Genomic DNA, 11758 nt, shown 5'->3' with positions numbered 1-11758 from the left:
CCATTCGGCGCTGTCCGGGTCCGGGCACAGTCCGGGTCGGCGCCCTGCCGCCGCCGGGGCCCCGGTCCGGATCAGGAGGTCGCCAGAGACAGTCCGCAGTCCGGACCAGGGCGCCGTCGGGGCGCCGGAGACCAGCGTGGGCCCGCACCGGAAGGTGCGGGCCCACGGGGTTCACGGCGTGGGAGCGAGGGGCCTCAGTGGTGGCCGCCGCCCTGCTGTTCGTCGCGGCGGCGCTGCCACCGCTCTTCGATGCGGTTCATCATCGAGCGTCGCTGCCGGGTCTGGCGGCCGTGTCCGGCCGTCGCTCCCGTCGGCTGCTCGCCCGGCTTGGGCGCCTTGCGCCATCCGGTGACCGCCAGGACCGCGCAGCCCAGCATGACGAGGAATCCCACCACGCTGATCCAGATCTGCTGAGCGACCATTCCGGCCATGAGGAGCGCGATACCCACCAGGAAGCCGGCGACTGCCTGGTAGACCCGTCGCCGGGTGTACGTACGCAGTCCGCTTCCCTCGAGCGCTGTCGCGAACTTGGGATCTTCGGCGTACAGCGCTCGCTCCATCTGCTCGAGCATTCGCTGCTCGTGCTCCGAGAGCGGCACGGAGTCCTCCTAGTCGTCGGTCGCGGGGGCGACCGGTTTGCGGCCCTTTCAGGATAGGCAGGGAATCGCCCCCGTGAAACCCGCCCTCAATGCCAAATCGCCAATCCGGGCCGCCATGCGGTTCGGATGCTGAGGCGTTGATTCCCCAGCCCCCTGCCCGTCATGCCGGATCGTGTCCCCCGATCATACGGGGACATGTCCCGGATCGGGCGGGCTGTGGCGTACTCCATCTGCGGCTGCGTCGCTGCTCAGCGGGTACGGCGTGCCCCGGCGCCGCAGCTGCGCGGCACCGCCGTGCGGGTGTCGTCAGGCGGGCTTCTCGCCGAGGACGTGCAGCTGGGTGGCGATGGCGTGGAAGGAGGGCAGTTCGGCGGCCGCGGCTTCCAGCCGGAGCAGGGCCTCGGCGGCGCCCGGTTCGGTGTCGACGAGGACGCCGGGGACCAGGTCGGCGAAGACCCGCACGCCGTGAACGGCACCGACGTCGAGGCCGGCGTCGGAGGCGAGCTCGGTGAGCTGGTCGGCGGTGAAGCGCCGGGGCACGGGGTCGCCGGTGCCCCAGCGGCCCGCCGGGTCGCTCAGCGCGTGCCTGGCCTCGGTGAAGTGGCCGGCGAGGGCGCGGGCGAGGACGGCGCCGCCGAGTCCGGCGGCGAGCAGGCTGAGGCTGCCGCCCGAACGCAGCGCGGCGACCGCGTTGCGCACGCCTTCGGCCGGGTCGTCGACGTACTCCAGGACGCCGTGGCACAGGACGGCGTCGAAGCCTTCGCGGCCGACGACGTCGAACAGGCCGCGGATGTCTCCCTGCACTCCTCGGACCCGGTCGGCGACGCCCGCCTCGGCTGCGCGTCGCTCCAGCGCGAACAGCGCGTTGGGGCTGGGGTCGACCACGGTGACCCGGTGGCCGAGACGGGCCACCGGGACCGCGAAGTTGCCGGAGCCGCCGCCCGTGTCGAGGACATCGAGGCTGTCGGTCCCGGTGGCCTCGGCCCGGCGGTCGAGGGCGTCTTTGAGGACGTCCCAGACGACGGCGGTGCGCAGGGAGGCGCGCGACGGGCGCGAGGTCGCCTCACGACCGGAGACGGGGGAAGGGTCCGACACGGCTGTTGACTCCTCGGTGACGGGTACGAACGCCTCCCACCCTATGGCCTCGGGCCGCTTCTCCCGATCATCCCGTGGCCTCCCCGGCGCCGGGCTGGCGGGGCAGCACCGGCTGGAGGGCGAGCAGACGCTCGACCAGGCGCAGGAACGCGGCGGCGTCCCTGAGCAGGTCGTCGGCGTCCCGCGGGCCGGCGGCGCCCCTGATCCCGGCCTCGGCGCGGGCCCGGCGCTCGGCGCCGGAGGCGAAGAGGGCGCTCCATTCGGCGAGCTCGGGCGCTATCTCGGGCAGCACGTCCCAGGTGCTGCGGATGCGGGCGCGCTTGCGGGGGTCGCGCTCGGGCCTGCCCCGGGCGGCGAGCACGGCGGCGGCGGTGCGCAGGGCGGCGAGGTGGGCGGTGGCGTACCGCTCGTTGGGCACGTCCAGCGCGGCGGCCTCGTCGAGTCCGGCCCTGGCCTTGGCGAGCAGGTCGAGGGCGGCGGGCGGTGCCGAGGTGCGGCGCAGGACCGGGTGGACGTCGGACGCGGGTCCGAGCTGTGCGGGGGCGGGGCGACTGGTGCGGCGCCGGGGTGTGGCTGCGGCGGAGTGGCCGGCCATGACGAGCCTCCTGTCGTCGGGTGACGGCGCTGTGGCCGTATGTGTTCATCGTGCACGGCCCCACTGACAATCGGCTCTGACCTGGGTTTTTGCCTCCCGGGCCGGACGGCGGTAAGTTTTTGCACTGACTGGTCAGTTCAAAAGCGTTGGTTCGAACAGAGGGGGATCGTGGAAGCGCACCCGGACGAGCCGCACGGCGCCGCCGTCGTCGCGGAGGGATTCGGACTGAAGGGCCCGCGCGGCTGGGCGTTCCGCGGTGTCGGCTTCGAGGCCGCGCCCGGCACCCTCGTCGCGATCGAGGGCCCCTCGGGCTCCGGCCGCACCTGTCTGCTGCTGGCCCTCACCGGCCGCATGAAGGCCCACGAGGGCCACGCCGACGTCGCCGGGCACCGGCTGCCCCGCAGGATGGCCGCCGTGCGCCGGATCAGCGCGCTGGGCCCGGTGCCGGGCGTCAGTGACCTGGACCCGGCCCTCACCGTCGCCGAGCACCTGCGCGAGCGGGCCCTGCTCCAGCGCCGCTTCGACGGCTCCCTGAGGGCCCTGCTGCGCCCGCCGGGCGAGCGGGCCGCCGAGGCGCGGGCCCGGATCGACGAGGCCCTGACGGCCGTCGCGCTCGACCTGGACGCGCTCCCGAAGGGCGAGCGCACGGCCGTGCGCGATCTGGAGCGCCTGGAGGCGCTGCGCCTGTCCCTCGCCCTCGCCCTCATCGGCCGGCCCCGGCTGCTCGCCCTGGACGACGCCGACCTGAAGCTCTCCGACGCCGACCGCGCCGCGGCCTGGGCCCTGCTGCGGTCGATCGCCGAGGCCGGCACCACCGTCCTCGCCGTGTGCAGCGAGGCTCCCGCCGGCGCCCTGCGGGTCTCCACCGCAGCCGACCGCGACGAGCCGGCCCGGGCCGCGGCCGAGGCCGCCACGACGTCCGCCGCCGAAACAGGGACCGGGCCCGGCCCCGAGGCCGGCGCCGCGGCCGCCACCGCCCCCGAGCGGGCCGCCACGGCGTCCGCCGGCGCGGACCGGACCGAAGACGACACGCCTGCGGCGAAGGGCGCCGAGTCCACGGACACCGCCGGCGCCGATGCCCCGGCCGACGCCGGTCTCCCGGCCGGTTCCGCGGCTCCGGCCCCCGGCACCGGGGCCACCGCGGACGCCACGGACACCACGAAGACCGCGTCCGCCACGGACACCGCGAAGACCGACAAGAACCAGAAGGGGGAGGCCGATGCGCTCGCCGAGGCTCGCCGCGCTTGAGCTGAAGCGGTTCGGCAGGGGGAAGCTGCCGCGGGCCGCGCTCGTCGCGATCCTGCTGCTGCCGCTGCTGTACGGCGCGCTGTACCTGTGGTCGTTCTGGGACCCGTACAGCAGGCTCGACAGGATCCCGGTCGCCCTCGTCAACGAGGACCGCGGCGCCACCGCCGACGGGAAGAGGATCACCGTGGGCGCCGACCTCACCGAGAGCCTGCGCGAGAGCGCCGTCTTCGAGTGGCACGAGGTGAGCGACGCCGAGGCCCGCGAGGGCGTCGAGGACGGCAGGTACTACCTGTCCCTCACCATGCCCGCCGACTTCAGCGAGCGGATCGCCTCCAGCTCCGGCGACTCCCCCGAGACCGGCGCCCTGAGGGTGCGGACGAACGACGCCAACAACTACATCGTCGGCCAGATCTCCCGCACGGTGTTCTCCGAGGTGCGCACCGCGGCCTCCACCAAGTCCGCGCGCACCTTCCTGGACAAGATCTTCATCTCCTTCTCCGACCTCCACGACGCCACCGCGGACGCCGCCAAGGGCGCGGGCGAACTCAAGGAGGGCGTCGACAAGGCCAAGGCGGGCTCCAAGAACCTGGCCGACGGCCTCAAGGACGCCAAGAAGGGCAGCGGCAAGCTGGCCTCCGGCATCACCCGGCTCGACCAGGGCGCCAAGGACCTGGAGACCGGTTCCCGCAAGGTCGCCAACGGCACCCAGCAGCTCGCCGACAAGGTCAACGGGACCGCCGACAAGGTCCGCCCCTACCTGGCGAACAACGGCAAGTCGATCCGCGACAGCGCCCGGCTGGTCTCCGACTCGGTGACCGCCGTCCGGAACAACCTGGACGACCTGGTGCGCCGTGCCCCGATCGCCCGCAGCGCCGCCCACAAGGCGGACGAGGAGCTGTCCGCGTACTACCGCGAGCAGTGCGTGGACAGACTCGACCCCCTGAAGGACACCAAGGGCTGCGAGGTCCTCAGGAAGGCCTCGGTCAGCGCCGGTGACGTCGCGACGATCGCCGACGACCTGCACGAGCTCACCAAGGACAGCAAGGGCGATCTGAAGACCCTGGACGCCCGGCTGGTCAAGCTCAAGAAGGACGCCGACGAGCTCGCCCGGCGCTCCCCGCGCCTGGACGAGGACATCGCGGACGCCATCAGGAAGATCAACGAGCTCAACAAGGGCGCCCACCAGGTCGCCGACGGCGCCGACCGGCTGCACACCGGCCTCACCAGCGCCCGCAGCGGCTCGGCCGGCCTCGACACCGGCGTCGGCAAGCTGAAGAAGGGCGCGGGCGAACTCGACGGCGGTCTGTTCAAGCTGGCCGACGGCTCGGGCGAGCTGGCCACCGGGCTGAGCGACGGCGTGAAGAAGATCCCCGACTACGACAAGAACGACCGCGACCGCCGCACCGAGGTGATGGCCGACCCGGTCAAGCTCGCCGCCCAGTCGATGCACAAGGCGCCGAACTACGGCACCGGGTTCGCCCCGTACTTCATCCCGCTCTCCCTGTGGGTCGGCGCGATGGTCGCGTACATGATCATCCAGCCGCTCAACCGCCGCGCCCTGGCCGCCGGCGCCTCCGCCTGGCGGATCGCGCTCGCGGGCTGGCTGCCGGTCGCCGCCATCGGCGTCGCCCAGGTGACCGCGCTGATGTCCGTGCTCCACTGGGGCCTCGGCCTGCAGATGGCCAGGGCCGCCGGCACCGTCGGCTTCCTCGTCCTGGTGACCTGCTGCTTCGCCGCCATCATCCAGTGGCTCAACGCCAAGTTCGGCGCGGCGGGACGCATCCTGGTGCTCGCGGTGCTCATGCTCCAGCTGACCTCGGCCGGCGGCACCTACCCCGTGCAGACCAGTCCCGGCTTCTTCAACGCCATCCACCCCTACCTGCCCATGACGTACGTGGTCGAGGCGCTGCGCCGGCTCATCACGGGCGGCGGCATCGGACCGGTGTGGCAGGCGTGCGCCGTGCTCACCGCCTTCACCGTGGGCGCGCTCGCGCTGACCGCGCTCTCCGCCCGCCAGAAGCAGGTGTGGACGCTCGACCGGCTTCACCCCGAACTGTCCCTGTGAGCCCCGCGGCGACCGGCGGACCTGTGAGAATCGACCCCATGGACAGCAGCAGCACCAGACGGCAGGCCACCCGCGCCAAGCTCTACGAAGCGGCCGTCACCCTCATCGCCGAGCAGGGCTTCTCGGCGACGACGGTCGACGAGATCGCCGAGCGGGCGGGCGTGGCCAAGGGCACGGTCTACTACAACTTCAAGAGCAAGACCGAGCTCTTCGAGGAGCTGCTGAGGCACGGGGTCGCCCTCCTCACCGCCTCCCTGCGGGCGGCGGCCGAGGAGACCGCCGGGCGGGGCGGCACCCGGGTCGAGGCGCTGGACGCGATGATCCGGGCCGGTCTGGTCTTCATCGACCGCTACCCGGCCTTCACCCAGCTGTACGTGGCGGAGCTGTGGCGCACCGGGCGGGCCTGGAACTCGACCCTTCTGGTGGTCCGCCAGGAGGCCGTCGCGGTGGTGGAGGGCGTGCTGCGCGAGGGCGTGGCGGCCGGTGAGCTGAGCGACGAGATCGACGTGCAGCTGACGGCGTCGGCCCTGGTCGGCATGGTCCTGGTGGCCGCGCTCGACTGGCAGGCCTTCCAGAGCGAGCGTTCCCTGGACGACGTGCACGCGGCGCTGTCGCGGCTGCTGCACGGGCGCGTCGGCGGCTGTGAGCCGCACCCCGCCCCGGCGGGGCGCGGGGACGGGTAGCGAAGAAGACGCGCCGGTCCGGCGAGGCTCGATCCCCCCGAGCCCCGCCGGACCGGCGCTTCTTCGGAACCCCCGTGTCCCCCCGGGTCCCCCGTGTTCCGCTCCCCCGTACCGGCAGGCGCGCGGCCCCGTTCCGCCGCCCCGTGCCGGCGGTGCGGAGCCGCGCCCCTTCCGTGCGGTCCACTCTCCCTTCCGCGCAGGTCACGGCCCATCCGCGCACCTACTCATCTCGCCTCCTAGGTACGGGTACTCAGAGCTGGCTACGATCGCGGACGTGTCCGTACTCCCCCTGGTCTTCACGAGCGGCTGGGCGAGCGGGATCAACGCGTACGCGGTGGTCCTGCTGCTCGGCGTCTTCGGCGCCACCGGGCTCACCGACGAGGTGCCCGAGGCGCTGCAACGGCCCGACGTCCTGATCGCCGCGGGAGTGCTCTTCCTGTGCGAGGCGGTCGCGGACAAGATCCCGTACGTCGACAACGTGTGGGACTCCGTCCACACGGTGATCCGGCCGGTCAGCGGGGCGGTGGTCGCCGCACTGCTCGCCGGGCAGTCCGGTTCGCTGCCCGAGCTGGCGGCGGGCGCGGTCGGCGGCTCCACGGCCCTGATGAGCCACTTCGTCAAGGCCGGGACGCGGATGGCGGTGAACACCTCGCCGGAACCCTTCTCCACCATCGCCGTGTCCACGGCGGAGGACCTCGGGGTCGCCGGCGTCATCACCTTCGCGATCTTCCATCCGGTCGCGGCGGCCGTCGTCGCGGGCGTGCTGCTGGCCGGCGGTCTGGTGATACTGGCCTTCCTCGCCCAGCGCATCCGCCGCTTCCTGCGGCGCCGGGCCCAGCGCCGCGAGGAGCGGCGCATGGCGGCGGCCGGCCGGCCGCCCTCCGGCTGACCCGGGCACCCGCCGGCTGCCCCGGGGACCTTCCGGCCGGGCTGCCGGCGGGGGCCGATAAGGTCCCTGACATGGCACGGATTGTGGTGATCGGCGCGGGTCTCGGCGCCATGGCGGCAGCCGCCCGGCTGGCCGTGGCGGGCCACCGCGTGACGGTGTACGAGAGCGACGCGACGTACGGGGGCGGGGTCCGCCGGTTCGAGCGGGACGGGTTCGGCTTCGACACCGGCCCCGGTCTGCTGCACCTGCCGGCCGTCTACCGCGATCTGTTCGTCAAGACCGGCAAGCAGCCGCTCGAAGAGTGCGTGACGCTCACCCAGGTCGACCCGGCCGCCCGCCACGTCTTCGCCGACGGCACGCGCGTCGACCTGCCGAACGCCTCGCGCGCGGGCACGGTCGCCGCCCTGGACGCGGCGCTCGGCGCGGGCGCCGGCGAGCGCTGGGGCGACTTCCTGGTGCGCGCCCGGGAGGCATGGGACCGCACCCGGCGGCCCCTCCTGGAGGAGCCGCAGCCCGCGGACCCCTCACCGCTGGGCCGCGAGCCCTACCCGGCACTGAAGGCGGGCCTGCTGCGGCGGCCGGCGACCACGCTCGCCCGGGTCGGCTCCCGCGAGCTGCGCGACCCGCGGCTCGCCGCGCTCCTCGACGCGTACGCGTGGAGCTACGGCTTCGACCCGGCGACCGCCCCGGCCGCGGCCGCCGTGCTGCCGTACATGGAGCAGACCTTCGGCAGCTGGTACGTGGGCGGCGGCATCCGGGCGCTCGCGGACGCGGTGTACGAGCGGTGCCGGCAGCGGCGGGTGGAGTTCGTGTTCGACGCGCACGTGGAGCGGGTCCTGGAGAAGGACGGCCGGGCGTGCGGCATCGAGCTGGCCGGCGGGGAGGTGGTCGAGGCCGACCACGTGGTGTCGGGCGCACCGGTGCCCTCGCACCGTGAGGGGCACCGGCGCCTGGTGCCGCGCGGCCACGATCCGCACGCCGACCGGGCGGACGGCACGGGCCGCGTGACGGTCTGTCTGGCGCTGCGCGGGCCCGGGGAGTCGGGCGCCGTGCACCGTACGGTCGTGCACGGGACCGGGAGCCTGCCCGGCGTCACGGTGCTGCGGCCGGACGATCCGGCGCTGCGCCCCGACGACGACCACGAGTCGGTGACCGTCACGGCGACCGTCCGCACCGGGGGCGGTCAGGACTGGAGCGCCGTCGCGGAGGAGATGGTGGCGCTGGCCGAGCGGGCCGTCCCCGGGCTGCGGGAGCGGCTGCTGTGGCGGGAGGTCCGCACGCCGCGGGACACGCTGCGCGAGACGGGCATCGCCGAGGTGCCCGGCCCCGCGCTCGCGGGGGCGGGCGGCCGGTTCCTCCCCGCGGCCAACGTCTCCCCGCTTCCCGGGCTCCACTTCGCCGGCGGCTGGTCCCACCCCGGCGGCGGGCTCGCGCACGCCGGGATGTCGGGCGCGCTGGTCGCCGGGCTCATCGTGGAGGGCGCGGACTTCCGCGGCTCGCGGTAGCCGGTCAGTAGCGGTACTGCTGGTCGTTGCCGTAGCCGTAGTGCTCCTGGCCCGGCTGGGGGTCCTGTTCGGCGTCGGTGTCCCGCTGCTGCGGCACCCAGACGCCGCCGGGCGGGGTGTCGTAGGTGTACGAGGGCGCGTACGGGTCGGCGTAGGGCTGCTGGTAGGTGCCGTACGGGGCGCCGGCGTCGCCGTACTGCTGGCCGATGTACGGGTCGGAGTAGGCCGCGTAGCCCTGCTGGCCGCCGGTGCCGTAGTCGTAGGCGGGCTGCTGCTCGTAGCCGGCGGCGGCGTACGGGTCGGCGTAGTGCTGCTGCGGCTGCGGCTGGTCGTGGGCGGTGCCGTAGACGGCGTACTGGCCGGTCTCCTCGGGCAGCGGCAGCGGCTCGTACACCGCCGTGGTCTCGGCGGGTGCGGCGTCCGCCCGGTCACCGTCCGCGTCGGCCGGCTCGTACGCGAGGTCGCTGACCTCCAGGGTCGGGCCCTGCTTGGCCGGCGCCGCCGACCTGCGGCGGCGGCTGGCGCCCGGATTGCCGCCGAGCGCCCAGCCGGTGGAGAAGCCGCGCCGGAAGGAGAGGGTCACATAGGTCTGGCCGACGGCGAAGGCGGCGGCGCCGAGGATGATGACCAGCACCGACGGCAGCAGCACGCCGAGGACCACGCCGAGGAAGCCGCCGAAGGCGAGCAGCCGCCAGCGCAGCCGCGCCTTGTACTGCAGGAGCACTTCACCCAGCAGCCACAACGCGACGACACCGAACGCGATGTAGAGGACCGTCCACCCCATGCCCGCCCCTCTCCTACGGCCACCGCCGCGGGTAAGGGCGGGTACGGCCGGTCAGGACTGCTGGTGCAGTCCGAGATTCTCGTAGATCTCGAGCGTCGCCCTGGCGTTGTTCAGCGTGATGAAGTGCAGTCCGGGGACACCCTCGGAGAGCAGCCGCGCGCAGAACTCCGTCGCGAACTCGATGCCAATGGAGCGTACAGCGGCCGGATCGTCCTTGACGGCGAGGATGCGTTCTTTCACGTTCTTCGGGAAGACCGCGTTGCTGAGCTGGGGCAGTCGCTCCAGGGTCCGGACGCTCACCACGGGCATGACCTCGGGGATGATCGGGGTCTCGCAGCCGGCCTTCTGGACGCTGTCGCGCAGCCGCAGATACGCCTCCGGGTCGAAGAACATCTGGGTGATCGCGTAGTCGGCGCCGGCCCGGCACTTGTCCACGAAGTGGCGGACGTCGGTGTCCCAGTCGGCGGAGCGCGGGTGCATCTCCGGGAAGGCGGCGACCCCCACGCAGAAGTCACCCGACTCCTTGATCAGCCGGACGAGGTCGGCGGCGTAGCGCACGCCCTCGGGGTGGGCGACCCACTCGCCGAGCGGGTCGCCCGGCGGGTCGCCGCGGACGGCGAGCATGTTGCGGATCCCGGCGTCGGCGTACTGGCCGAGGATGTTGCGGAGCTCGGCGATCGAGTGGTCGACGGCGGTGAGGTGGGCGACCGGGGTGAGGGTGGTGTCGGAGGCGATCTTCTGGGTGGCCTTGACCGTGCCTCCGCGGGTGGAACCGCCGGCGCCGTAGGTGACGGAGACGAAGCTCGGCCCGACCGCCTCGATCCGGCGCATGGCGTTCCAGAGGCTCTGCTCGCTCTTCTCGGTCCGGGGCGCGAAGAACTCGAAGGAGTACGACGTGTCACCGGAGGCGAGGATGTCGCGGACCGTGCGTGCACGGTCCGAGCGGACGGAAGCGGTACCAAGGGCCATACGGGCAGGTTAGACGGGGTCTCGGAGCGGGGTGAAGCCGAGTCCGCCCTGTGGACACGTTTCAGGACACCCCGGGAGGGCGGCCGGGCGCCCGGACCGGGATGATCTACGCGGTCCGGGCGGCCGTGGTCCGCCGTCTGTCACCCGAGGCGCTCGCGGACCCGCTTGGCGAGGGCGGCCGCGGCGGCGGCCGGGTCGTCGGCCTCGGTGATCGCGCGGACCACCACGATCCGGCGGGCGCCGGCGTCGAGGACCTCGTCCAGGTTGGTCTCGTCGATGCCGCCGATGGCGAACCAGGGCCGGTCCTGGGCGAGGCCCGCCGCGTACCGCACGAGGCCGAGGCCGGGAGCGTACCGGCCCGGCTTGGTGGGGGTGGGCCAGCAGGGTCCGGTGCAGAAGTAGTCCACGCCCGGCTCGGCGGCGGCCGCGGCCACCTCCTCCTCGGCGTGGCAGGAGCGGCCGATGAGCACCTCGTCGCCGAGGATGGCGCGGGCGGCGGGCACGGGCAGGTCGCCCTGGCCCAGGTGCAGCACGTCGGAGCCGATGGCGTGGGCGACGTCGGCCCGGTCGTTGACGGCGAGGAGCGTGCCGTGGCGGCGGCATGCCTCGGCGAGGACGGCCAGGTGCTCCAGCTCCTCGCCGGCCTCCATGCCCTTGTCGCGGAGCTGCACGATGTCCACGCCGGAGGAGAGCACGGCGTCCAGGAACGCGGGCAGGTCGCCCTGCCGCTTGCGGGCGTCGGTGCACAGGTAGAGCCGGGCGTCGGCGAGCCGGGCGCGAGGCGTGGACATGGTCGTCCCCCCTTGGTGGATGGTGCCGGTGCCGGGACGGCCGGAAGGCCGGCCCGGCACCCGCGGTGCTGTCGTGGGTCCGCTCGGCGAGCGTCCCCGGGCTGCGGTGCCTCGGTGCGGCGCCGCGTCAGACGGCGAGCGCCTGGGCGCGGCGCTTCACCTCCGTGCCGCGATTCTCGCCGAGGGCCTGCGCGGGGGTGCCGGGCAGGGTCGGGTCGGGAGTGAAGAGCCACTCCAGCATCTCTTCGTCGGTGAAGCCGTCGTCCCGCAGGAGCGTCAGGGTGCCCGCGAGGCCCTTGACGACCTTGCCGTCCTGGATGAAGGCGGCAGGCACCTGCAGCGCCTTGTTCTCCCCACGGCGGACGGCGATGAGCTGGCCCTCCTTGACCAGCTGCCGCACGCGCGTCACCTCGACGTCGAGCATTTCCGCGATGTCGGGGAGGTAGAGCCAGGCGGGGACGAGAGCATCGATCTTTGCGTCAATCTCGGTCACGGGACAAGCGTGCCATCCCGGACTGACAGCCGGTAGTCGGGC

General features: G+C 73.7%; 12 protein-coding genes. 5 read left to right on the top strand and 7 right to left on the bottom strand.

Annotated elements, in window-relative coordinates; translation table 11 throughout:
• Window positions 1-194 precede the first annotated feature (194 nt).
• From ABD954_RS25330 to ABD954_RS25320, 3 genes are all read right to left on the bottom strand, one after another.
• Window positions 195-599, bottom strand: a complete 405-nt coding sequence (locus tag ABD954_RS25330) for a DUF3040 domain-containing protein (RefSeq protein WP_345489200.1) — start codon at window positions 597-599, stop codon at window positions 195-197.
• A gap of 306 nt (window positions 600-905) precedes the next feature.
• Window positions 906-1694: a class I SAM-dependent methyltransferase gene (locus ABD954_RS25325; protein ID WP_345489198.1), complete on the bottom strand. Its 789-nt coding sequence runs from the start codon at window positions 1692-1694 to the stop codon at window positions 906-908.
• A gap of 67 nt (window positions 1695-1761) precedes the next feature.
• Window positions 1762-2289: an SAV_6107 family HEPN domain-containing protein gene (locus tag ABD954_RS25320; RefSeq protein ID WP_345489196.1), complete on the bottom strand. Its 528-nt coding sequence runs from the start codon at window positions 2287-2289 to the stop codon at window positions 1762-1764.
• A 168-nt stretch (window positions 2290-2457) separates the two neighbouring features.
• Between ABD954_RS25320 and ABD954_RS25315 the strand changes: the two genes are divergently transcribed.
• From ABD954_RS25315 to ABD954_RS25295, 5 genes are all read left to right on the top strand, one after another.
• The gene (locus ABD954_RS25315; protein WP_345489194.1) at window positions 2458-3537 is read left to right on the top strand and encodes an ATP-binding cassette domain-containing protein; all 1080 of its coding nucleotides are present in this window, start codon (window positions 2458-2460) and stop codon (window positions 3535-3537) included.
• A complete protein-coding gene (locus ABD954_RS25310) occupies window positions 3509-5602 on the top strand; it encodes a YhgE/Pip family protein (protein WP_345489192.1) in 2094 nt (697 codons plus the stop codon). The genes ABD954_RS25315 and ABD954_RS25310 overlap by 29 nt, the downstream gene beginning before the upstream one ends.
• Window positions 5603-5640: 38 nt before the next feature.
• Window positions 5641-6285 carry a TetR/AcrR family transcriptional regulator gene (locus ABD954_RS25305; protein WP_345489190.1) on the top strand — a complete coding sequence of 215 codons (645 nt, stop codon included), beginning with the start codon at window positions 5641-5643 and terminating at the stop codon, window positions 6283-6285.
• A 274-nt stretch (window positions 6286-6559) separates the two neighbouring features.
• Window positions 6560-7174, top strand: a complete 615-nt coding sequence (locus tag ABD954_RS25300) for a DUF4126 domain-containing protein (protein ID WP_345489188.1) — start codon at window positions 6560-6562, stop codon at window positions 7172-7174.
• Between the two features lie 71 nt (window positions 7175-7245).
• Window positions 7246-8679, top strand: a complete 1434-nt coding sequence (locus tag ABD954_RS25295) for a phytoene desaturase family protein (protein ID WP_345489186.1) — start codon at window positions 7246-7248, stop codon at window positions 8677-8679.
• 4 nt (window positions 8680-8683) lie between these two features.
• Here ABD954_RS25295 and ABD954_RS25290 read toward each other — a convergent pair whose 3' ends face one another.
• From ABD954_RS25290 to ABD954_RS25275, 4 genes are all read right to left on the bottom strand, one after another.
• Window positions 8684-9463, bottom strand: a complete 780-nt coding sequence (locus tag ABD954_RS25290) for a hypothetical protein (protein ID WP_345489184.1) — start codon at window positions 9461-9463, stop codon at window positions 8684-8686.
• 51 nt (window positions 9464-9514) lie between these two features.
• Window positions 9515-10432, bottom strand: coding sequence for a methylenetetrahydrofolate reductase [NAD(P)H] (gene metF / locus ABD954_RS25285; protein ID WP_345489182.1), 918 nt, complete (start codon window positions 10430-10432; stop codon window positions 9515-9517).
• Between the two features lie 140 nt (window positions 10433-10572).
• Entirely contained in the window at window positions 10573-11223 is a 651-nt protein-coding gene (thiE, locus tag ABD954_RS25280) for a thiamine phosphate synthase (RefSeq protein ID WP_345489180.1), read from the bottom strand.
• A 127-nt stretch (window positions 11224-11350) separates the two neighbouring features.
• On the bottom strand, window positions 11351-11716 hold the full coding sequence (locus ABD954_RS25275; protein ID WP_345489178.1) for an Rv2175c family DNA-binding protein: 366 nt from the start codon (window positions 11714-11716) through the stop codon (window positions 11351-11353).
• Window positions 11717-11758: the final 42 nt, after the last annotated feature.

Origin of the sequence: Streptomyces roseoviridis (assembly GCF_039535235.1) — a bacterium.
In the GTDB taxonomy this organism is placed as follows: Bacteria; Actinomycetota; Actinomycetes; order Streptomycetales; family Streptomycetaceae; genus Streptomyces; species Streptomyces roseoviridis.
The sequence above is the reverse complement of the archived record's forward strand: the minus strand, read 5'-3'. Positions and strand labels throughout refer to the sequence as shown.

What these genes read in the sequence shown, in the direction of transcription:
- ABD954_RS25320 (WP_345489196.1), bottom strand. Translation starts at nt 2,289, where the DNA reads ATGGCCGGCCACTCCGCCGCAGCCACACCCCGGCGCCGCACCAGTCGC.
- ABD954_RS25310 (WP_345489192.1), top strand. Translation starts at nt 3,509, where the DNA reads ATGCGCTCGCCGAGGCTCGCCGCGCTTGAGCTGAAGCGGTTCGGCAGG.
- ABD954_RS25305 (WP_345489190.1), top strand. Translation starts at nt 5,641, where the DNA reads ATGGACAGCAGCAGCACCAGACGGCAGGCCACCCGCGCCAAGCTCTAC.
- ABD954_RS25295 (WP_345489186.1), top strand. Translation starts at nt 7,246, where the DNA reads ATGGCACGGATTGTGGTGATCGGCGCGGGTCTCGGCGCCATGGCGGCA.
- ABD954_RS25290 (WP_345489184.1), bottom strand. Translation starts at nt 9,463, where the DNA reads ATGGGGTGGACGGTCCTCTACATCGCGTTCGGTGTCGTCGCGTTGTGG.
- metF (WP_345489182.1), bottom strand. Translation starts at nt 10,432, where the DNA reads ATGGCCCTTGGTACCGCTTCCGTCCGCTCGGACCGTGCACGCACGGTC.
- thiE (WP_345489180.1), bottom strand. Translation starts at nt 11,223, where the DNA reads ATGTCCACGCCTCGCGCCCGGCTCGCCGACGCCCGGCTCTACCTGTGC.